14 protein-coding genes are annotated in these 22670 nt (G+C 32.7%); 10 read left to right on the plus strand and 4 right to left on the minus strand.

Features of this window, described 5'->3' with window-relative positions:
• Positions 1–39: 39 nt before the first annotated feature.
• Both ACYX4H_RS12795 and ACYX4H_RS12800 read right to left on the minus strand, forming a co-directional pair.
• A complete protein-coding gene (locus ACYX4H_RS12795) occupies positions 40–2406 on the minus strand; it encodes a glycoside hydrolase family 3 N-terminal domain-containing protein (protein WP_476236673.1) in 2367 nt (788 codons plus the stop codon).
• Positions 2407–2491: 85 nt separating this feature from the next.
• Complete coding sequence (locus tag ACYX4H_RS12800) at positions 2492–3517, minus strand: LacI family DNA-binding transcriptional regulator (RefSeq protein WP_476236674.1); 1026 nt, start codon at positions 3515–3517, stop codon at positions 2492–2494.
• Between the two features lie 187 nt (positions 3518–3704).
• Between ACYX4H_RS12800 and ACYX4H_RS12805 the strand changes: the two genes are divergently transcribed.
• From ACYX4H_RS12805 to ACYX4H_RS12830, 6 genes are read left to right on the plus strand one after another with little or no spacing between them, the layout of a single operon-like run.
• A complete protein-coding gene (locus ACYX4H_RS12805) occupies positions 3705–4754 on the plus strand; it encodes a tartrate dehydrogenase (RefSeq protein WP_476236676.1) in 1050 nt (349 codons plus the stop codon).
• 6 nt (positions 4755–4760) lie between these two features.
• The gene (locus ACYX4H_RS12810; RefSeq protein WP_475296228.1) at positions 4761–5393 is read left to right on the plus strand and encodes a cyclase family protein; all 633 of its coding nucleotides are present in this window, start codon (positions 4761–4763) and stop codon (positions 5391–5393) included.
• Positions 5394–6800, plus strand: coding sequence for a four-carbon acid sugar kinase family protein (locus ACYX4H_RS12815; RefSeq protein WP_476236677.1), 1407 nt, complete (start codon positions 5394–5396; stop codon positions 6798–6800).
• A 3-nt stretch (positions 6801–6803) separates the two neighbouring features.
• The gene (locus ACYX4H_RS12820) at positions 6804–8069 is read left to right on the plus strand and encodes an MFS transporter (protein ID WP_476236678.1); all 1266 of its coding nucleotides are present in this window, start codon (positions 6804–6806) and stop codon (positions 8067–8069) included.
• Positions 8059–9084 carry a Gfo/Idh/MocA family protein gene (locus tag ACYX4H_RS12825; RefSeq protein ID WP_476236679.1) on the plus strand — a complete coding sequence of 342 codons (1026 nt, stop codon included), beginning with the start codon at positions 8059–8061 and terminating at the stop codon, positions 9082–9084. The genes ACYX4H_RS12820 and ACYX4H_RS12825 overlap by 11 nt, the downstream gene beginning before the upstream one ends.
• Positions 9085–9132: 48 nt before the next feature.
• Positions 9133–11988, plus strand: coding sequence for a DUF5060 domain-containing protein (locus tag ACYX4H_RS12830; RefSeq protein WP_476236680.1), 2856 nt, complete (start codon positions 9133–9135; stop codon positions 11986–11988).
• Positions 11989–12036: 48 nt separating this feature from the next.
• On the opposite strand, the gene ACYX4H_RS12835 is transcribed toward ACYX4H_RS12830, so the two are convergent.
• Positions 12037–14427 (minus strand): TonB-dependent receptor, encoded by a 2391-nt coding sequence (locus tag ACYX4H_RS12835; RefSeq protein ID WP_476236681.1) that lies wholly within the window; start codon positions 14425–14427, stop codon positions 12037–12039.
• Between the two features lie 175 nt (positions 14428–14602).
• Here ACYX4H_RS12835 and ACYX4H_RS12840 point away from each other — a divergent pair, with 175 nt between their 5' ends.
• The 4 genes from ACYX4H_RS12840 to ACYX4H_RS12855 all read left to right on the plus strand — a co-directional run bounded on the left by ACYX4H_RS12840 (position 14603) and on the right by ACYX4H_RS12855 (position 21611).
• Positions 14603–17404 (plus strand): M16 family metallopeptidase, encoded by a 2802-nt coding sequence (locus ACYX4H_RS12840; RefSeq protein WP_476236682.1) that lies wholly within the window; start codon positions 14603–14605, stop codon positions 17402–17404.
• Positions 17405–17542: 138 nt separating this feature from the next.
• Positions 17543–17989: a protein-disulfide reductase DsbD domain-containing protein gene (locus ACYX4H_RS12845; protein WP_476236684.1), complete on the plus strand. Its 447-nt coding sequence runs from the start codon at positions 17543–17545 to the stop codon at positions 17987–17989.
• Positions 17990–18008: 19 nt separating this feature from the next.
• Positions 18009–20000 carry a protein-disulfide reductase DsbD family protein gene (locus ACYX4H_RS12850; protein WP_476236686.1) on the plus strand — a complete coding sequence of 664 codons (1992 nt, stop codon included), beginning with the start codon at positions 18009–18011 and terminating at the stop codon, positions 19998–20000.
• An 84-nt stretch (positions 20001–20084) separates the two neighbouring features.
• The gene (locus ACYX4H_RS12855; RefSeq protein ID WP_476236687.1) at positions 20085–21611 is read left to right on the plus strand and encodes an aminotransferase class V-fold PLP-dependent enzyme; all 1527 of its coding nucleotides are present in this window, start codon (positions 20085–20087) and stop codon (positions 21609–21611) included.
• Positions 21612–21625: 14 nt separating this feature from the next.
• Here the strand turns inward: ACYX4H_RS12855 and ACYX4H_RS12860 are convergent, their stop codons facing one another.
• Positions 21626–22657, minus strand: coding sequence for a glutaminyl-peptide cyclotransferase (locus ACYX4H_RS12860; RefSeq protein WP_476236688.1), 1032 nt, complete (start codon positions 22655–22657; stop codon positions 21626–21628).
• Between the last annotated feature and the right edge of the window lie 13 nt (positions 22658–22670).

The raw sequence follows: 22670 nt of genomic DNA on the forward strand, positions 1-22670 counted from the left end.
ATTGATGTTTTATATGTATTAAGAGTTAGAAAGTAATTGTTAGTTTGGTGTTATTTTATTTTTTGAAAAGAAAACATCACGTGTTTTTAAAACCACTTGTTTGCCTTCAATGTTAATGTTTTTAGATAATTTAATATCTAAAGAAGAAGCTCCAATTTTAAATTGATATACTCCAGGATTAATAATCCATTTTTTGTTTTTATAATAAGCCAATTGTTGAGGTGAAACTAAAATTTCAATAGTTTTTGTGGCGCCTTTTTTTAAATACACTTTAGCAAAACCTTTTAATTCAATAGGCTCTAAATGATTGTTTTCTTTTGGAGGTGTTACATATAATTGAGCAATTTCTGCCCCATCAAATTTACTTTTATTTGTTATTGTGAATGAAAGCGGAATAGTTTCATCGTTTATTGAAACCGTAGCAGGTGCATTTAAATTATTATAAACAAATGACGCATAACTTAATCCGTAGCCAAAAGGGTACATGGGCATGTCATTTTCATCATAACCTTTACTGTAAACAATAGGTGCTTGCCCGTTGTGTTTAGGGTACGTAACGGTTAATTTTGCTGACGGATTTACCTTTCCTGTAATAATATCTGACAATGCGTTGCCGCCTTCTTCTCCAGGAAACCACGCTTGTATAATGGCAGCGCATTTTGGAGCTAACTCTGTTATAATTTGTGGTCTGCCTCCAAAAATAACCAAAACCACAGGTTTTCCAGTAGCTTGTAATTGTTTAACAAAAGCCGCTTGCTCTCCAGGTAAATGAATGTCTTTTCTGTCTCTACCTTCGCCCACTAAATAGAGGTGTTCTCCCATAGCGGCAATAATTACATCGCTTTCTTTAGCTATTTTTAAAGCACGTTTTGTATTTGGTTCAGGAAAATCTTTAACACCAATATATGCAAACTTTTTAATGCGCTCATCGCCAATTTTTTCATTGGGTTGTTTGTTGTTAATTTTAGTCCAATCACAACCTCTTTCAAAATTAATTTCGGTGTTATTTCCTAGTGTATTTTGTAATCCTTCAAGTAAAGTAACAAGTTTAGGATTATTTGGGTCTACAGGCTCCGATCTAAAAAAGGTAGATAAAGATTGGTGTGTGTAGTCACCTAATAAAGACTGAACAGCATTGGCATTAGGGCCAACAACAGCTATTTTTTTTGTGTTTTTTGAAAGTGGTAAAATACCATTGTTTTTTAGTAATACTATGGCTTCGCAAGCGGCATTGTAAGCTAAAGTTCGGTTAGTAGGCGGATCTAAATCTACAGGTTTTATTTCTGGTCGTTTATAGTCTAATAAACCAAGATTTCCTTTTGATATTAACACGCGCTTTAAAGCTTTATCTATAACGCTTACAGAGATAGAACCTTTATTAATTTCATTTTTTAAATAAGGAAAACTCATGCCAAATGGCAGTTCAACATCTAAACCTGCTTTCAAACTTAAAACACCAGCTTCAGCTTCTGTTTTAGCATGCTTATATCTTGAAAATACTTGTTTTACAGACCAAAAATCTGATACTACAACGCCGTTAAACCCTAATTCTTCTCTTAAAATAGTGGTGAGTAATTCAGGGTTTGCTGAACAAGGAATATTTTTTATTTGATGATAACCAGCCATGGCATTTTGCGCATTACCTAATTTTATGGCAACTTCATGGGGTAAAAGTGTTTCTTCGTAAAAATTTTTCTCATCAAAATCACCTTTATATCCGTAACCAGCAAAATGCTTAATTGTAGTAGCAACGCCATTGGTTAAATCATCAGTTTGCATTCCTTTAACAAAAGCTAAACCCATGCTAGCAGTTAAATAAGGCTCTTCACCAAAGCTTTCTTCAATTCTTCCCCAATGTGAATTTCTACATATATCTAGCATAGGAGACAGCACATGTGTAGCCCCAACGCTGCGCATTAATTTTGATGTGTTAGCGCTGTTACGTTCAATTAAACTAGGATTCCAAGAACAGCCCATGCCAATTTGTTGAGGCAAAGTTGTAGCGCCTTTTGTAGAAAACCCGCTAATGGCTTCTTCTGAAAAAATAGCAGGAATTTGACTTTCGGTTTCATTAATTAAATAATCTTGAAGATCTGCAATTGCAATTTTTAATTCTGTTGGATTTGTTTTTAAATTACCCGAAAATTGTGCTAAATAGCCAATACCATGCGGAATTTTTTTTCGGCAAGAATCTAAAGATAATTTTGTGCCATCCATTAAATCTTTCATCCAAATACCTTGAAGCTGTGCTACTTTTTCTTCTAAAGGCATGTTTTTTATTAATGAATCAACTTTGGCTTCAAGTTGTATTTTAGAATTGGCAATATTAACTGATGTGTTTTCTTTTCTTTTAGAAGAACAAGCTCCTAATAACACTATGGCTGTAATAAGAAGAAATTTATGCATGGTAATTTTTTGTGTTATAAGTACAAAATTAGGCATGCTAAAACGCTAAGGTTACAACAAATGTTTTTTTTAAAGAATCAAACAGTTATTTACGCTTATTTCTGTTGGTTGAGTTTCTAATAACTAATTCAGATTTTAAAATGCGTTGCGTATAAGTGGTATCTGCTTTATTTTTTATGTTATTAAATATTAGTTGAGCAGCTTCAAAGCCCATTTGGTAAGCAGGTTGATCTATACTTGTTAATGAAGGCTCTAAAAGTTCGTTCACAGGTTCATTGTTAAAACCAATAATAGCCAAATCTTCAGGAATATTTAATCCGCGTTCTTTGGCTGCAAGCATTGCAGAAATAGCTACTTGGTCACTAAAAGCAATAATGCCATCGGGCGGCGTAGGAGCGTACAATAATTTTCTGGCAGCACTTAAGTTACTTTCTTTAGTAAAATTACAATACTCAATAAGTTTGTTGTTTTTAATAATATTAGCGTCTTTTAAAGCTTGTTCATAGCCTAATTGCCTCGTGTTACTAATTTGTAAAATTGGCGGACCACCAATAAAAGCTATATTTTTACAGCCAATTGATGTTAGGTGTTCTGTAGCATCATATGCTGCTTTAAAATTATCTATTACAACTTTATGGGTGTCAACTTCATCACATTGTCTGTTAAAAAACACAAGTGGAATTTGTTTCTTTTTCAACTCTAAAAAGTGCTCAAATTGTTTTGTTTCACTGGCTAAAGAAATTATTAAACCAGAAACACCAATTTCTATAAGTTCTTCAGTTAAACTTTTTTCACGTTCAAAAGATTCGTTAGACTGACAAATAATGAGGTGCATACCGTTTTCTTCGGCAACTTTTTCAATTCCGCTTATGGCCATAGCATATAAATGATAACTTATTTTAGGCACAATAACACCAATAGCATTTAATTTTCTAGGAATAATAGTTTCAGGAAACTTAGTTTCAAAATAATTGAGTTCTTTAGCTACATCTAATACTTTTTTACGCATACTATCACTTATTCTAGGGTTGTTTTGTAACGCCCTAGATGCTGTAGAAGTAGATATGCTTAAGGCCTTTGCAATGTCTTGTAATGTAGCTTTCTTTTTCAAAATATTGAATTTAAATAGTTTTCAAAATTAAAACTAAAATTTATTTATGCAATAATTTGCGCATATTTTTTAGTAAAAAATGTGTTTTTATCATGTTTTATTATGTTTTTTTTCTATTTTTGAAAACAAATTAGATAAAACAACTAACTTAGCGCAATAATTTGCGCAAAAGAAAATTTAAAATTAAATGAGTAAAAATTACAAAATAGCGGTTGTTCCAGGTGATGGTATAGGTAAAGAAATTGTGCCTGAAGGATTACGCGTTATAAACGCCGTAGCAAAAAAACATGGTTTTTCAATTAATACTGAAACGTTTGATTGGGGCGCTGGTTATTATTTAAAAAATAACGAGTTTATGCCAGCAAACGGTTTAGAAATTCTTAAAGCTTTTGATGCCGTATATTTTGGCTCAGTTGGTTTACCCGAAGTTGACGACACTTTACCTGCTAAAGATTATACATTTAAAGTACGTACAGGTTTTAATCAATATGTTAATTACAGGCCAGTTAGAACGTATCCTGGTGTGCAGCGCCCATTAAGAACCGACAAACATATAGACTTTGTTATTGTTAGAGAAAATACAGAAGGTGAATTTGTACAAATGGGCGGACAATATTTACCAGATGAAGCCAACGGTATGGGTACAGATACCAGTGTATTTACAAGAAAAGGCATTGAACGTGTTGCGCATTACGCATTTAAATTAGCACGTACAAGACGTAATAAAGTAACCCATATTACAAAATCTAACACTTTAATTAATAGTTTAAGTTATTGGGACAGAGTTATTAAAGAAGTAGCGCAGCAATACCCAGATGTAGAGCACGAACAAATGTATATTGATAACTCTACGGCTATGTTTGTTTTAAAACCAGAAATTTTTGACGTGGTTTTAACAACCAATTTATTTGGTGATATTTTAAGTGATTTAGGAGGTGCTGTAATGGGAAGCCTTGGTTTAGGTGGCAGTGGAAATGTTAATCCTGAAAAAGAATTTCCATCAATGTTTGAGCCTATTCATGGTTCTGCACCAGATATAGCTGGTAAAAATATTGCAAACCCTTACGGTCAAATTTGGTCTGCCTCAATAATGTTAAATCATTTAGGCGAAACCGAAGCTGCTAATAGTATTATGGAAGCTATTGATAAAACAACATCTTCTGGTGTTTTAACGGTAGATTTAGGAGGAAATGCCAGTACTTCTGATGTGGCCGATGCTGTTATTAAAAATTTATAATCATACATGAATATTGTAGATCTTACATTAACATACTCCAACAGTTTTAGTGGTTTTTCAAAACAAACTGCTAAAACTGTTAAAAATGATGGCTGGAATGCAAGCACGCTTACATTTTATTCGCATTGTGGTACACACATGGATGCGCCCGTTCATTTTAATGTAAGTGAGCAAACAATTGATGCAATACCAGTAAAAAACTTTGTTGGGAAAGCATGGGTAATTGATGTAGCACATGTAGGTGCAAAAGGTGTAATAGAAGTATTTCATATTCCTGAAAACATACTCAAAGCTTTTGAAAAAGGAGATAGCTTAGTTTTTAAAACAGGATGGTCTCAATTTGTAAACACACCTAAATACCGTGATGAATTACCACGAATTAGTGAAAATTTAGCGCATTGGTGTGTGGATAATAAAGTTAAAATACTTGGTGTTGAACCGCCATCTGTTGCCGATGTAAATAACATTGATGAAGTAACAAAAATTCATAAAATATTATTACAAAGTGTTGTAATTGTTGAAGGCTTAACCAATCTTAACCAATTAACAACCAACTGCGTAGAGCTTATTGCTTTACCACTTAAAATTGAAGGAGGCGATGGTGCACCCGCAAGAGTTATAGCTATTGAAAAATATTAAATGAACATTTCTTTTACTAACATATTAGCTACATTACCAAAGCCTGAAACCATCAATTACAGAAGCTTAAACCAACAACTATTCAACAAACTAAATAAGGCTTGTATTGTAATTGATGATGATCCAACGGGAAACCAAACCGTTTATAACATTCCGTTGCTAACCACTTGGAACGAAACGGTTTTTATTGAAGAATTCACAAAAGGCACACCTGTGTTTTTTGTGTTAACTAATTCTAGAAGTTTATCAGCTAAAGAAACTAAAAGGGTGTATACTGAAATTGCTCAAAACATCTTAAAAGCTTCTGAAATTACAAAACGTGAATTCACCATTATTAGTAGAAGCGATTCTACATTACGTGGCCATTTCCCGTTGGAACCTTCAACTTTAAAATCATATTTAAAATTACAAGATGCCATTACAGTGTTTTTACCGGTTATGTTTGAAGGTAATCGTGTAACGGTTAATAACACACATTACATTTTAGATAATGATGTTTTAACACCTGTTAATAACACACCATTTGCGCAAGATCATTCGTTTAAATATTCAAAAGCAAATCTTAAAGCGTATATTGAAGAAAAATCTGAAGGACGTATTAAAGCGTCTAGTGTAATTTCTTTTTCTTTAGAAGATATTAGAATTAAAAACACTAAAGAATTAGCAGCAGCTATTTTAAGTTTGCCTAAAAACTGCTATTGCATTTTTAATAGTGTTAATTATCATGATTTAGATAAAGTATCAAACGCATTACTTATAGCTCAAGAAAACGGAAAGCAAATAATTTACAGAACATCAAGTTCATTTGTACCGTCGTATATTGGACAAACACCTCAAAACTTATTATCTGCTGAAGATTTATTAACCACCTCAAAAACAAATGTTGGCGGATTAACCATTGTAGGTTCTTATGTGAAAAAATCATCAGATCAACTCAAAGAAGCATTACAACTTTTTGATGAAACCACCACCTTTGAAGTTGATGTAGAACAGGTTTTAAGTGAAAATTCTAAAACATATTTACAACTGTTTATAAGTAAGTTAGATAGCGTTTTAAAATCTGGAAAAAATTGTATTGTTTTTACAAGTAGAAAATTAGTAACAGGAAACAGTGAAACAGCCACAATAAATATTGCAGCAGCAATTTCAAATGCATTGGTAAAAATAGTTGAAGGATTAACCACCCAACCCAAATATTTAATAGCCAAAGGCGGTATTACATCACATGATTTGGCCACAAAAGGCTTAAAAATGAAACGCTCAAAAGTAATAGGGCAAATTCAAGCAGGTATTCCTGTTTGGCAAATGAACAACCAAACTAAATTCCCCAACTTACCTTACGTTGTTTTTCCAGGTAACGTTGGTACCATACAAACTTTAAAAGACGTAATAACTAAATTAAACTAAATAATGAGTAAACCCATACCAAAAAAAAGATATTGGTTTTTTGCTGGTTCTTTTTTAATAACCCTTCTTTTGTATATAGATAGGGTGTGTATTTCTTCAGCAAAAGACGCCATTAGTTCAGATTTAAACTTAACCGATATACAAATGGGTTGGGTACTTAGTGCTTTTGCTTTGGGCTATGCATTATTTCAAGTACCAGGAGGTGCCATGGGCGATAAATATGGTGTTAGAAAAGTAATGACTAGCATTATGGTGTTATGGTCAATTTTTACAGCATTAACAGGTGCTGCCTGGAATTATGTTTCCATGCTTTTCTTCAGATTTATTTTTGGTGCTGGTGAAGCTGGTGCATTTCCAAACATATCAAGAGCAGCCTTTTCTTGGGTGCCTACTAAAGAGCGAGGTGTTTTTCAAGGTATAAATTTTTCAGGTTCCAGATTAGGAGCTGCTTTTGCACTACCTTTAGTAGCTTATTTAATTGATGCTTGGGGTTGGCGTAGCATATTTTATTTTTTTGGTGCTGTTGGGCTTGTTTTTGCGGTTTGGTTTGTAATTTTCTTTAGAAACAAACCCGAAGAACACAAAGGATTATCTAATGAAGAAAAAGAATACATCATTAAAAACAGGCAGCATGAGGTTGAAAAAAAAGGTGGTAACTTACCATTAAAAACGGTACTTACCTCAAAAAATGTAATTTTAGCAATGGTGCAATATATAGGGAGTAATTTTATATTTTTCTTCATGTTAACATGGTTGTTTCCGTATATTAAAGATAAATATGAATTAAGCTTGGTAGCTACTGGTTTTTATGCTATGTTACCATTATTGGCAGGAGCTTTTGGAAATTGGACTTCTGGTTTTATGGTTGATAGTATTTACAGAAAAGGACATTGGAAACGCTCAAGACAATTACCTGCAACCATTGGTTTTATTTTAGTGGTTATTGGTATTTTGTCTAGCCTTTACATGAATACTGCTTTAGGTGCAGTATTATGTTTATCTGTAGCTATTTTTGGTGCAGATATGACGTTAAGTCCCTCATGGTCATTTTGTATGGATATAGGCGAAGAAAACTCAGGAAAAGTATCTGGAATGATGAATATGGCCGGTAATTTAGGGGCGTTTACAACCGCGTTAGCATTTCCGTATTTACAGGAATGGACAGGATCTAACGAACCATTTTTTTATGTAGCGGCCGTTTTAGGTATTGTAGCCATTTTTTGTTGGTCTTTTATGAATCCGAATAAAAAATTAAATAATGCAGAATAAATTAAAAGGTGTTGCCATAGGCGCAGGGTATTTTAGTAAATTTCAATATGAAGCATGGACACGCATTCCTGATGTTGAAATTACAGCGCTTTGTAATTCTAATTTAGAGCGTGCCAAAAGCATTATGGAACCTTATGGTGTAAAAAAACATTACACCGATTATAAGGAAATGATTCTTACAGAAAAACCAGATTTTGTAGATATCATAACGCCGCCAGAAACACATTTTGAAATGTGCAAATTTGCAGCAGATAACGGTGTGCATATTATTTGTCAAAAACCATTAGCACCAACATTTGAAGAGTCTAAAAAAATAGTAGACTATGTCTCTAAAAAAGATGTACGTTTTGCAGTGCACGAAAATTTCAGATTTCAACCTTGGCACAGAGAAATAAAAAAAATTATTAATAATGATGGTATTGGTAATGTTTTTAGTCTAAATTTTAGGTCGCGTATGGGCGATGGTTGGGGAGACAATGCTTATTTAGCCAGACAACCCTATTTTAGAGATTACAAAAAACTACTTATTTATGAAACGGGCGTACATTTTATTGATACGTTTCGTTACCACGCAGGTGAAGTAACCAGTGCTTACGCCATTTTAAAACGCTTAAACCCAGTTATAAAAGGTGAAGATTCTGGGTTAGTGGTGTTAAATTTTGAAAACAATGCACATGCCATTTGGGATGCCAACCGTTATAACGAAAACAACTTTAAAAAATCTAGATACACCTTTGGAGAGTATTTAATTGATGGCTCTAAAGGCTCAATCCGCTTGTATTCTGATGGGAAAATAACCATTCAAAAATTAGGTGAGTCTGAACAAGAACACGAATACACACACAATGATGTAGGTTTTGCAGGAGACTGCTGTTATATTTTTCAACAAGATTTTATTGATAAATTATGCAGTGGTGAACCTTTTGAAACCAGCGGAAGCAACTATTTAAAAACATTGCAAGTGCAGGAAGCTGTCTACAAATCGGCCGAAATTAATGCACCTGTAACCTTGTAAATCACAATCAAAAAAACAAACTATTTACGTATTAAATTACTATAACACATGCAAAAAATATCCGTTTTATTAGCAATAATGCTTTTCACAATATTAAACGTAAAAGCGCAAAAAATAGATGGGCCTTTAAAAAAATGGCATAAAATAACTTTAAGTTTTGAAGGTGATGAATTAAGTGAAAGTGAAGAAGAAAATCCGTTTTTAAATTATAGACTAAACGTAATTTTCAAACACAAGAAAAAAACAATGGTTATTCCAGGTTTTTTTGCTGCCGATGGTAATGCTGCCGAAACAAGTGCAAAATATGGAAAGATTTGGCAAGTTAGGTTTATGCCAGACGAAGTAGGCGAGTGGACGTATGAAGTATCATTTAGAAAAGGTAAAAACATAGCTGTAAGTGATGATTTTTATGCAGGTAAACCTGTAAGCTTCAATGGTACAAAAGGTAGTTTTACAATTGCTGAAGCAGATAAAACAGGAAACAATTTTAGAACCAAAGGAAGATTAAAATACACCGGAGATAGATATTTAAAGTATGCTGATACAAATGAAGCATTTTTAAAAGGAGGCGCAGATAGTCCTGAAAGTTTTTTAGGATATTATGAATTTGACCAAACACCAGCTTCACATAAATACGAAGCGCATGCCAAAGATTTTAAACAAGGTGACCCTACATGGCAAAACGGAAAAGGCAAAAACATTATAGGCGCTTTAAATTATTTAGCATCTAAAGGTATGAATTCTGTATACTTTTTAACTATGAATATTCAAGGTGATGGTAAAGATGTTTGGCCTTGGACTAATGAGCATGAGCGTTTTCGTTTTGATTGTAGTAAACTAGACCAATGGGAAATTGTTTTTGATCATATGGATAATTTAGGTTTAATGCTTCATATTGTTACCCAAGAGACTGAAAACGAGTTGTTGCTAGATTTAGGTGAAACTAAAACCATGCGTAAATTATATTACCGCGAGTTAATTGCACGTTTTGCACATCATTTAGCAGTTACTTGGAATTTAGGAGAAGAAAACGGGCCGTTGGTTTGGACACCTAAAGGACAAACCGATAAAGATAGAAAAGAAATGGCTAAGTATATTAAAACACATGATCCTTACCATAATTTTGTGGTTTTACATACGCATGCCAATACCAATGCTCAAAATTTATTTTTAACCCCACTTTTAGGGTATGAATATTTAGATGGCCCTTCAATGCAAACACATCATCCGCATGATGTGCATGATATTACAGTTAATTGGATTAATGAATCTGCTAATTATAACAGGCAATGGGTGGTTTGTCAAGATGAAATTGGGCCAGCACACACAGGAGCAAAACCTGATGCTGATGATCCGGATCATGATGATATTAGAGCTGAAGTTTTATGGGGCAATTTAATGGCAGGTGGCGCCGGTGTAGAGTGGTATTTTGGGTATAAATTTGCGCACCACGATTTAACTTGCGAAGATTGGCGCTCTAGAAACAATGTTTGGGAGCAAACTAAACATGCTTTAGATTTTTTTAATACCTATTTGCCTTTTGAGCAAATGGTGTCTGCAGATGATTTAACAGCAAACACACATGACTATGTGTTTGCAAAAACAGGTGATGTTTACGCGGTGTATCTTCCAACAGTTGAAGAAACTAAATTGCATTTAGCTGGTAATAAAGCTAAATATTCCGTTAAATGGTACAATGCTAAAACGGGTGGTAATCTTCAGACGGGAACTATAAAAACTGTAAGATCTGGTGAAAATGTTTCAATAGGTTTACCGCCGTCAAAAACTGGCGATTGGGTTGCTTTAATTCAAAATACATCTAAGAAAAAAAATACGGCTAGCGCTAAAAATACAATGGTGTTAAATGCTATTCAAGATTTCATAATAGATGAAAGCTCTGAAGCCACTTATTACAAAGAAGAAAAACGTGGTACTTTTGCTATTAATGCAGGAAAAAAAGACCAAAGAGACAAGCAAGCTAAAGCTTTTACAGTGTTTAAAGGTGCTACTGGATTTTACACAGGTGTTTTAAACACGGTTGCTGAAAATGATGGTGAATCTACTTATGAAATTAGAATAAATAACAATGGTTTAAAAAAGGTTAAAAACCCGCAAGCGCCAGAATCTTTTAAAAACACCCGTTTAGCAATAGGAACACTGCATTTAAAAGAAGGAGATACTATAACAATAGGCTCTAAAGCTCTTACAAATGGCAGAATACCTGAAGGTGATGAAACAGCTTGGGCAAGAGGACGTTGGAGATCTTTAGAGTTAACTCCTAAAAACTTCACGTTAAAAGAAACATTAAAATCTGTTACTCCTTTTGAAGAAAAAAATGGTGTTTTAGAAGTTGAAGGAGAAGCTTTTCACCATAACACAAATAACGGTAGCCCAAGAAAATTTTACATTAATGCTTATGAAGGCGAGTTTCCATTTACAACAAGGCATGGTAATCATGCTAAAACTGCAAGTGGTAAAGCGTATATTGAGGCTATGCCAGATACAAGAGTAACTCATAAAGATAAATTGATTGTAGGTGAAAACTTTTTTCCTATACCAGGTACGGGTGGTGTTGTGTCTTATAAAGTAAAAATTAATACACCAGGTACTTATTATGTATGGGTTAGGGCGTTTTCAACGGGGCCAGAAGATAATGGTTTGCATGTTGGTGTTAATGGTGAATGGCCAGAAAGCGGTCAACGCATTCAATTATGCCAAGGAAAACATAATTGGACATGGTCATCGGCTCAACGTGTGCCAGAAAACCATTGCGGATACAAGCAAACTATAACTTTAACATTTGATAAAGCCGATGAATACATTATTTCATTTTCAATGCGTGAAGATGGTTTTGAGCTTGATAAATGGATGTTAGTTATGGATAAAAGCTATATACCAGAATAAAAAGAAGTTTTAGTAGTTAATATTAAAGGCGTTAAGTTAATTTTTAATTTAGCGCCTTTTTCCTGAATACTCCATAGCTTCACCTTTACCAAAACCATAACTTAGGCCAATTGTAATAAAGCGTCCGCGTTGGTTTTCATTGTATAAATAAAAATCGGGTTGAATGGTTTCGCTTTTTTCAATTCTAGAGGCAAAAACATCTCTTACACTTAGGTTAATAACACCTTTACCTTTAATTACTTTTTTGCGTAAGCCTAAATCGGCAAAAATAACGTTGGCTTCATTACCTTGCACTGTTTCGGTTTCGGATCTGTAGTTTCCTGTAATTTCAAAATCTATATCAGCGGGTAGTTTTAATTTACTGGTAAGTTTACCTGTCCATTGGTCTGCATCAAAATCAATTGTTGTGCTATTTAAATTTCCATTACGCTTAAAAGCATTATAATTAATATCACCATTAAAAATTAACCAATTGGTTATTGGGTATTTGCCATTAAACTCAACACCTACAGCGTTTGTTGTGCCTAAGTTTAAAGGTTTAAATGTGTTTACATTGTTTGTAAAAGTTGAAACACTACGCTCAATGGCATTGGTGGTGTAGCGATAATATATGCCAAAATTTATAGAGGCTTTCCCTAGGTTATAAATATTTGTAAGTTCATAAGAATCTGTAAATTCAGGTTGTAAATCTGGGTTTCCGGTTCTAATATTAAAATTGTTTCTTATGTTGAAAAACGGATTTAAGTCCCATAACCTAGGCCTATAAACGCGTCTGGAATACCCAATTTGTACTGAGTAATTACCTGTTATTTTATATGATGCATGTATGCTAGGAAATACGTTAGAATAGTTTTGTTTATTTTGTTCGTTGGTATTTTTAAGTAAAGTTTCTAAATCGGTATTTTCAAGTCGTAAGCCAACTTTAATGCCCCATTTTTCGGCTTCGTAAGCAGCAGTTCCGTAAATACCTAAAACGTTTTGGTTAAAATCAAAAATATTAGTTTGGTTAGCATCGGTAACATAGCTACCATTTTCAAAGTTTTGAACTTCATAATCGTTACTAACATTATTTAATACATATTGTGCTCCAGTTTCAATGGTAAATTTGTCATTAAAAGGTTTGGTATAATCTAACTTAAAGGTGTAATTTGCTTCATCAAAATCTGTTCTGGTTTTTTGTAAGTTATCACGATTATCTCCAGCAATAGTAACATCTTCAAAATTTGAAGACTGTTCTTTACCAAAAAAGCGGCCTAAAGCACTAAATAAAAGCATGTGGTCTTCATGGTCATCAAAATCTTTTTTGTATTGAAGTTCGTATTGGTATTTAGGGTTTGTGGCATCTGTTTCTTCGGTGCGTTTCCAAAGAGACGTATTTGCTGTCTCGGTTTCATCTGTAAAACTAAAGTTTGTTGTTGAGGGCTGATCTTCTACTTCATAAGCATAACTACCAGATAACGTTAAAACATTATTATCGTTTATATGATAATCTGTACCTAAAATAATGTTATAAAACTTTTCATTTCGGTATTCGGTGCCGTTAGAATTTAGGGTGGTATTATTAACCAAATGTTTGTTAATGCTAAATCTGTCATTTGGTAACTTACGGTAACCAACACCAAATTGGCTAAATAAGTTAAACTTTTCGGTACGCCTGTTTAAACTTAAGCCAAAGCTATGATTTGTTGGTGTGCCTAAATTTAAACTGGCAGAACCATTTAAGCCTTTACGTTCATCTTTTTTTAAAACAATGTTAATTATACCGGCAGTTCCTTCGGCGTCGTATTTAGCAGAAGGGTTTGTAATAACTTCAATACGCTCAATCATATCGGCAGTAATTGTTCCTAAGGCATTACCACCATCACTAGCAATGACCGATGGTTTACCGTTAATTAGTATTTGCACACCTTGACTACCTCTAAGGCTAATGGCGCCTTCAATATTTACGTTTACAGACGGCACATTGTTTAAAATTTCAAGAGCACTTGCGCCTGTGCTACTTAAATCTTTACCAATATTAAAAATACGTTTATCTAGCTTAAATTGTGTTTTTGAAACTTCGGCTTCTACAACTACTTCACTTAATTGCGCTAAATCTTCAGTTAAAAATATAGTACCAAGATTTATACTGTTGTTTTTTATAATATACTCATTAATTACTTTAGTTTTGTAACCAATAAAGCTAATTTCAATATTAAATTTTGAAATATTAGTAGATAAATTAAAGGTGCCATCTTCACTAGAAGTAGTACCGCTAATGTTCTTTTTTGTTTGAGCATCTACAATTAAAACCGATGCATAGGCTACAGGTTGTTTGCTACTATATTCTAGAACTTTTCCTGTAATATCTATGGTTTTATTTTGACTTAATGTTGGTATTGAAACACAACAAAACAGACATAAAAAAACAACATGCTTTATTAGTTTATTTGTATACATTGTAATTGATTGAGAAATAATTAACTGATTATTAATTTAGCTAACAAATTAATTAAAAAACAGGCCTTAAATTCTATAATTTTACAATTACTTTAAAATTTTAACATTTTTTTAATAAGGGAAATTAAGAAATGCGGCGTCTAACTTAAAAACACATAAAATTATCTATAAATACATGAAAAAATTTTCAACATTATTATTTCTATTTGTAGGCTTGTTAACATTTGGACAAGACTTAAATAACGCACTTCCGGTTGATGAAACTATAAAAAAAGGTGTTTTACCTAACGGTTTAACTTATTATATTAAAAGTACAGATGTTGTAAAAGATGCAGCAAGCTACTACATAATACAAAATGTAGGTTCTGTTTTAGAAAATGATGACCAACAAGGGTTAGCACACTTTTTAGAACATATGGCTTTTAATGGCACTGAAAATTTTGAAGGAAAAGGTATTTTAAATACGTTTCAAGAAAAAGGACTAGTTTTTGGTAGAGATATTAACGCCTACACTAGTTTTGATGAAACGGTTTATAACATTGATAATGTACCCACAACTCCAGAATTAATAGATAAAGGTTTGCTAGTATTGCATGATTGGTGTAACTATTTATTATTAACTGATGAAGAAATTGATGCAGAAAGAGGTGTGATTAAAGAAGAATGGAGATCACGCCAAAACGGACAAATGCGTTTGTTTCAAACCTCATTGCCTGTAACCTTTAACAATTCTAAATACGCAAAAAGATTGCCAATTGGTTTAATGAGTATTGTTGAAAATTTTGAATACAAAGCGCTTAGAGATTTTTATCATGATTGGTACAGAACAGATTTACAAGCTATTGCCGTAGTTGGTGATATTGATGTTGATGTTATTGAATCTAAAATAAAAGCATTGTTTTCAAAAATACCAGCTGTAAAAAATCCAAGAGAACGCTTTATTGTTGAAGTACCCGAAAACCAAGAAATGCTCTACAGTTTGGGTATGGATAAAGAAATATCTACAGCTAGAATAGATTTTGGTATTCGTCATAAAAAATCATTAGAAAACCAAACTGTAGCAGATTTACAAGAATCATTACTACAATCAATGGTAACCACAATGTTATCATCAAGAATATCAGATGAATCTCAAAAGCCTAACGCTAGTTTTTTAGGAGCTAGAGTTGGATACCAATCTTTAGCAAGAGCTAACAACGCATTTTCTATTACTGTTGTACCAAAACCTGGGCAACAAGAAGCTGCTTTTAAAGCAGTGTTAACAGAGGTTGTTAGAGCCGTTAAATATGGTTTTACACCATCAGAAATAGCGCGTACCATCAAAGAGTTTTCAAACTATTATGAAAATGAAATAGCTAAAAAAGACGATAAAAGTCATGGAGCCCTAATTAATGTTATTAAAGCCGATTATTTAGATAACAAAACCATTACAGATATTGAGAAAGAATATAACATTGCTAAAACATTATTTGCAAGTTTAACGTCACAAACACTTCACAATACAATAAAAAAACTATATACAAAGCATAACAGGTTTTTAAACGTTACAGGCGTAGAAGGGAAAGAAAACTTAACCCAAGAACGTGCTTTAGCTGTTATTAATGAAGTTGAAAATGATACTAGTTTAAAAGCATACACCGAAGCTTTTGAAGGCAAAACTTTAATTTCTGGCCTAAATATTGCTACAGGTAAAATAGCTAATAAAACTGTTAGTAAAGAGCTAGCAGCTACAACCTATACATTAAGCAACGGTATTAAAGTGCACTATAAATTTGCAGATAAACAAAAAAACACGGTAGCTTTTGAAGCTATTAGCCATGGTGGTAAATCACTAATTAGTGATGCTAATTTACCGTCGGCAGAATTGTTAGGAAACTTAATTCAAATGTCTGGTTTAGGTGATTTTTCAGCCACTGAATTACCAAAAATTTTAGCAGGAAAAACGGCATCAATGTCACCAAGCTTAGGTGAAACAACAGAGTCTTTAACCGGTGCTTCAACAACAAAAGATGTTGAAACTATGTTGCAACTTGCACATTTGTATTTTGTGAAACCACGTTTTGATGAGCAAGCTTACAAAGTTTTACAAAGCGGTATTGATAATTATGTTATTAGAAGAAGTAAAGACATAAATGAGCAAATAAAAGACAAAATTACAACCACATTATACGGTAATAATAACCCAAGAAAACGTGTGTTTAATCAAGATTTTGTAAATGATGTATCATTTGAAAAAATAAAAGAAGTGTACTTAAATAGGTTTGCTAATGCAGCAGATTTTGAATTTTTTATTGTTGGCGATATAAAAGCTGAAAATTTAGAGCCTCTTTTAACCAAATATATTGCAAGTATTCCTGTTACTTCAAATAAAGAGCAATTTAAAGATGTAGTACCAAAATGGAAAAGTAATAAGGTTGATGAAGATGTTACTTTAGCAATGGAAGATCCTAAAACAAACGTAAATATTGCTTTAAAAATTGAAACAGATTATACAGTAAAAAATCAATTTGTAACAAAAGCGTTAGGTGATATTTTACAATTAAGGTTAGTAGAAACGCTTAGAGAAGAAGAGGGTGGCGTTTACAGCCCAAGAGCAGGTGCTTTTTTAGTAAAAGAACCTAAAGTATTATCATATGTAACTATAAAGTTTGATTGTAACCCAGCTTTAGCTGAAAAATTAGTTAGCATTGTACATGCTGAAATTTCTAAAATAGCTAAAGGTGAAATAAAACAAGAAGATTTAGATAAAACGTTAACTAGTTATAAAAAATCTAGAGAACAATCAAAAAGTAACAACGGGTATGATATGACACTTTTAACCACTTTTTATAGAGATGGTTATAATATGGAAAACCCAAATAATTTTGAAAAAGTAATTAATAATATTAATAAAAAAGACATACAAAACTTAGCTAAAAAATTGCAAACAAACGGGCAATCGTTTGAAATTGTTGTAAAACCATTAGCTAAAAACTAAAAGCATCTTTTTTAACGTTTATTTTAGTTGTTTTTTTGATTTTGAGTTAGTCAACCACCAAAATTAATAAAGATGCCCAATAAGGGTTATTTGTTAAAAATAACCCTTATTATTAATAAAAATTAAACACACAAAAACATGAAAAAATTAATAGCAATTGCATTACTAGTTTTAACAACTAGCGCCTATTCTCAAATTTTAGAACCTGTAAAATGGAGTACATCTGTAGAAAAAGTTTCAGGCACTGAATACAAATTAATAAGTAAAGCAGTTATTGAAAATGGTTGGCACTTATACTCACAAGCAGTACCAGAAGGTGGTCCAATTGCTACTAGTTTTACTTACAACAGTAATGGGGCTTACCTTAAAAAAGGAAATACTAATGAAGGCGACGGACATGTTGTTGATGATCCTATTTTTAATATGAAAATTAAATATTTTGAAATAGAAACAGTTTTTGAACAACGTATAAAACTAAAAAGTGCAGATGCCTTTCCTGTAACCGCAACAGTAACATTTATGGTGTGCGATGACAGCCGTTGTTTACCTCCAACCGATAAAGAATTAGTTTTTAAATTACAATAACTTTCGCTAAACTAACCTAATGAAAAAGTTTTTATTCCTACTAACGTTATTAATTGTAACGTATAGTAATGCACAAATATTAGATCCTGTAAAATGGACAACTTCTGTTGAAAAAATTTCAGAAACCCAATACAAATTAGTGGCTAATGCTAGTATTGATGCTGGTTGGCATTTATATTCGCAAAATGTTCCTGAGGGAGGACCAATAGCCACTAGTTTTATTTTTGATGATAATAACGGTGCCATCACCTTAGTTGGTAATACAACTGAAGAAAAAGGACATACAATTAACGACCCTGTTTTTGATATGGTTATTACTTTTTTTGAAGATAATGCCATTTTTGAACAAAACATAGAAGTTAAAAACAATACAAACACTGTTAATGGTTTTGTAGAATTTATGGTGTGCGATGATACACGTTGTTTACCACCAAAAGAAGTAGAGTTAACGTTTAATTTAAATAATACTAAAACTTCTGAGGAAGTAGCAGTAGCACAAACCGTAAATTCATCATCAAACAACTCTAATGATGCCGTAAATTCAACTTTAAATGATGGGGCTGAAACATCAAAAAGAGGTTTAATAACCTTATTCTTTTTAGCCTTTTTATCTGGGTTTGCAGCATTGTTAACACCTTGTGTATTTCCAATGATCCCCTTAACAGTAAGCTTCTTTACAAAACAATCTGATAATAAAGCAAAAGGCATTAGAAACGCTATATTTTATGGCGTTTGCATTGTGGTAATCTATGTATTATTGGGTGTTGCTGTATCTGCTATTTTTGGGCCTGCAGCTATGAATGCTTTAGCTTCAAACGTTTGGTTTAATTTAATTTTCTTCTTAATTTTAATAGTATTTGCGCTATCATTTTTAGGTGCTTTTGAAATTACATTACCGCAATCATGGGCCAATAAAGTTGATGCACAATCTAACCGTAGTGGTTTAGTAGGCATATTTTTTATGGCATTGGCTTTAGCAATAGTATCATTTTCATGTACTGGGCCTATTGTTGGTACTATTTTAGTTGAAGCGGCTTCTGGTGGCGATAAAGTAGGGCCAGTAATAGGTATGTTAGGTTTTTCACTAGCAATAGCATTACCATTTGCTTTATTTGCAGCATTTCCAGGCTGGATGAACTCATTACCAAAATCTGGCGGTTGGTTAAATACCGTAAAAGTGGTTTTAGGGTTTTTAGAATTAGCCTTAGCATTTAAGTTTTTATCAACAGCCGATTTAGTATTACAATTACACATTTTTGAGCGCGAAATTTTTATAGCCATCTGGATAGCTGTTTTTGGCGCCTTAGCCATGTATTTATTTGGTAAAATTCAGTTACCACATGATTCGCCATTAACACACATTTCTGTGGGGCGTTTAGGTCTGGGCTTAATAGTTTTAGCATTTACAGTATACTTAATACCAGGATTATGGGGTGCACCATTAAAATTAATTAGTGGTTTTCCTCCGCCATTAAATTATAGTGAATCACCTTACGGTGTTGGTTATACAAAATTAGGGTCTGGTGGTTCTGTAGCCCATGAAGCTTTACCCGAAGATGCGCATTATGGCGTACATGACATAGTAATGTTTCATGATTACGATAAAGGATTAGCTTACGCGAAAAAAGTTGGAAAACCTGCTATTATAGATTTTACTGGATGGTCTTGTGTTAATTGTCGTAAAATGGAAGAATACGTATGGTCTGATCCTAAAGTACTTGACGTAATAAAAAACGACTATGTTATGATATCATTATATGTTGATGAAAAACGAGCACCAACAGAAAGTGAACAAGGTATTTCAGAATATCTATACCCAGGAAAACCCTTTAAAAAAATAGGTGATAAATGGGCAGAATTACAAATAATGAGATACAAATCTAACGCGCAACCGTTGTATGTTTTAATAGATCATAATGAAGCTAACTTAAATGCGCCAGTAGCCTATACGCCCAATGTAGATGATTACTTCAATTGGCTGAAAGACGGTGTTAAAAAGTTTAAGAAATAATAAAAAACTAGGTTTTTGTTTTAGTGAAAAAACTGCCTTGGTTATGTTGTTTTTCCAGGGTGGTTTTTTAAAAAATTAATGCATATGAATGCTATAATAAAAGGAATGAATAAGGTTTTTAAATCTAAACCTAACGCTGCTGTTTCAAATCTTGAAACATATTTTAAACCGTTTAGAGATCATGTAGTGGGTAATGATGAATATTTTGAATCGCCTTACGGAAGAAAAAAAATTATTTATGCCGATTGGACTGCTAGCGGAAGACTATACGAACCTATTGAAACAAAAATATTAAATGATATTGGCCCTTTTGTTGCCAATACACACACTGAAACCTCTATAACAGGTTCTGCAATGACGCATGCGTATCATGATGCCAGAAGCATTATTAAAAATCATGTAAATGCATCGGCAAATGATGTTTTAATAACCGTTGGAACAGGAATGACGGGTGCCATTAATAAGTTTCAGAGAATTTTAGGTATAAAACTTAATGAGAATTTAAAAGATCATACCAAAGTTCCTGAAGAAAAACGCCCTATAATTTTTGTGTCTCATATGGAACATCATTCTAACCAAACATCATGGTTAGAAACCATAGCGAGGGTAGAGGTAATACCATCAAACGCTCACGGTTTGCCGTGTACAGATGAGCTTTTAAAACTCATAGAAAAATATCAAAATTGTCCTATTAAAATAGCTGCTATTACGGGATGTTCAAACGTAACTGGCATTAGAACAAATTACCATGAAGTAGCCAAAATAATGCATCAAAATAATGGCTTGTGCTTTGTAGATTTTGCATGTTCTGCACCCTATGTTAGCATAAATATGCATCCTGAAGATGATGAAGCGTATTTAGATGCTATTACATTTTCTCCTCACAAGTTTTTAGGTGGCCCAGGATCATCAGGAGTTTTAATTTTTAATAAAAAATTATATAAAAATTTAGTACCCGATAATCCTGGTGGTGGTACAGTTTCGTATACAAATCCGTGGGGTGATCATGATTATATTGATGATATTGAAACACGAGAAGATGGCGGAACTCCAGGGTTTTTACAAGCCATTAAAATAGCCCTTTCTATTAAGCTGAAAGAAAAAATGGGTGTTGCTAATATTTTAAAACGAGAACATGAATTAAACACCATTGTTTTTGATAGGTTAAATAAGATAAAAAATCTTAAAATTTTGGCACCAAATCACACAGATAGGTTAGGGGTGTTTTCATTTTATATAGAGAATGTTCATTATAACTTAATTGTAAAACTTTTAAATGATAGGTTTGGTGTACAAACTAGAGGCGGCTGCTCTTGCGCAGGCACATATGGCCATTATTTACTTAATGTAGACAAAAATACATCAAAAGCTATTGAAAAAAAGATATTAGACGGTTGTTTAATTGAACGCCCAGGTTGGATTCGTATGTCTATTCACCCTACAATGACTAATACTGATATTGAATTTATTTGTGATGCTATTAAGCAAGTAGCTATAAATTATGAAACTTGGGGTAAAGATTATGAATATAATGCTTTAAAAAATGAATATATTCACAAATCAAACATTAACACAGAAAAGGAAATAACAAAAAAATGGTTTAGCTTGTAGGCTAAACCATTTTTTTATTCAACAATTTCAATTTCAAACAACTTGTCCCAGCGTTTTCCGGTTACAAAAATAGTTTTGGTTTGTGGGTTGTAAGCAATACCGTTTAAAACATCTAATTTTTCATGTTTCGTAACATGTTTTTTTAATGGCGAAAAATCTATTACACCTATAACAGCACCATTTTTAGGGTTAATTATGGCAACGCCATCCTTTTGGTAACGGTTGGCAAATATTTTTCCATCTATCCATTCCATTTCATTAATTTCAACAATTTTTCCTTTGTTGGTAAATACTTGTATGTAGTCTTCTTCAACAAGCGTTTCAGGATTTAAAGTCCAAATTTTTTCAGTACCATCGCTTTTGTAAATAACATTATCGTGGTTGCATAAACCCCAACCTTCTTTACTGTTACCATATTTAAAACTCCCCGTTTTTTCTAAAGTTTCAGCATTATAAACAAAACCAGTACCTGCTTTCCAGGTTAATTGATACACTTTGTTATTTAATACGGTTAAACCTTCACCAAAATATTGATCGGCTAAATCTATATTTTTTAAAACGTCTCCTGTTTTATAGTTTACAGTTCGTAATTTAGATTCTTTGTATTGCCCTGTACTTTCATACAAAATACCATTAAAAAACTCTAAACCTTGTGTGTATGATGTTATATCATGCGGATATTCATTCACAATATTATATTTAAAAATTTTAGGCGCTTCACTGTTTAAAATTGTAATTGGAGTTGTAGCTGTTTGCCTATCGCCTTCAAAATAAATGGTAGCTTCAATGGTTTGTTTACCAAGTTTAAAATTGTTTAAGGGTGTGTTTTCTGTGATTAGTTTATTATTTAGTTTATACACAACAGAATCTATAGTTGCATTTTTTTTGTTTATTAATAATACTTTTAAGGTTTCATTATTACTAATATTGCCTTTATTAGCATTGGTTTTAATTAAAAAATTTATTTTTTGCTTACCAGAATTAGAACCGCATGAAGCAAAAATTACTGCTAAGAATATGATTGATAGATATTTGAGTGAACGCATAATTTTATATTAT

It is taken from the genome of Seonamhaeicola sp. ABD4_340 (assembly GCF_056312135.1).

Excerpts from the sequence above, each read along its gene's own strand:
- ACYX4H_RS12850 (WP_476236686.1), top strand. The coding sequence starts at position 18,009 with ATGAAAAAGTTTTTATTCCTACTAACGTTATTAATTGTAACGTATAGT.
- ACYX4H_RS12835 (WP_476236681.1), bottom strand. The coding sequence starts at position 14,427 with ATGTATACAAATAAACTAATAAAGCATGTTGTTTTTTTATGTCTGTTT.
- ACYX4H_RS12825 (WP_476236679.1), top strand. The coding sequence starts at position 8,059 with ATGCAGAATAAATTAAAAGGTGTTGCCATAGGCGCAGGGTATTTTAGT.
- ACYX4H_RS12805 (WP_476236676.1), top strand. The coding sequence starts at position 3,705 with ATGAGTAAAAATTACAAAATAGCGGTTGTTCCAGGTGATGGTATAGGT.
- ACYX4H_RS12860 (WP_476236688.1), bottom strand. The coding sequence starts at position 22,657 with ATGCGTTCACTCAAATATCTATCAATCATATTCTTAGCAGTAATTTTT.
- ACYX4H_RS12845 (WP_476236684.1), top strand. The coding sequence starts at position 17,543 with ATGAAAAAATTAATAGCAATTGCATTACTAGTTTTAACAACTAGCGCC.
- ACYX4H_RS12855 (WP_476236687.1), top strand. The coding sequence starts at position 20,085 with ATGAATGCTATAATAAAAGGAATGAATAAGGTTTTTAAATCTAAACCT.
- ACYX4H_RS12795 (WP_476236673.1), bottom strand. The coding sequence starts at position 2,406 with ATGCATAAATTTCTTCTTATTACAGCCATAGTGTTATTAGGAGCTTGT.
- ACYX4H_RS12810 (WP_475296228.1), top strand. The coding sequence starts at position 4,761 with ATGAATATTGTAGATCTTACATTAACATACTCCAACAGTTTTAGTGGT.
- ACYX4H_RS12830 (WP_476236680.1), top strand. The coding sequence starts at position 9,133 with ATGCAAAAAATATCCGTTTTATTAGCAATAATGCTTTTCACAATATTA.
- ACYX4H_RS12820 (WP_476236678.1), top strand. The coding sequence starts at position 6,804 with ATGAGTAAACCCATACCAAAAAAAAGATATTGGTTTTTTGCTGGTTCT.
- ACYX4H_RS12815 (WP_476236677.1), top strand. The coding sequence starts at position 5,394 with ATGAACATTTCTTTTACTAACATATTAGCTACATTACCAAAGCCTGAA.
- ACYX4H_RS12840 (WP_476236682.1), top strand. The coding sequence starts at position 14,603 with ATGAAAAAATTTTCAACATTATTATTTCTATTTGTAGGCTTGTTAACA.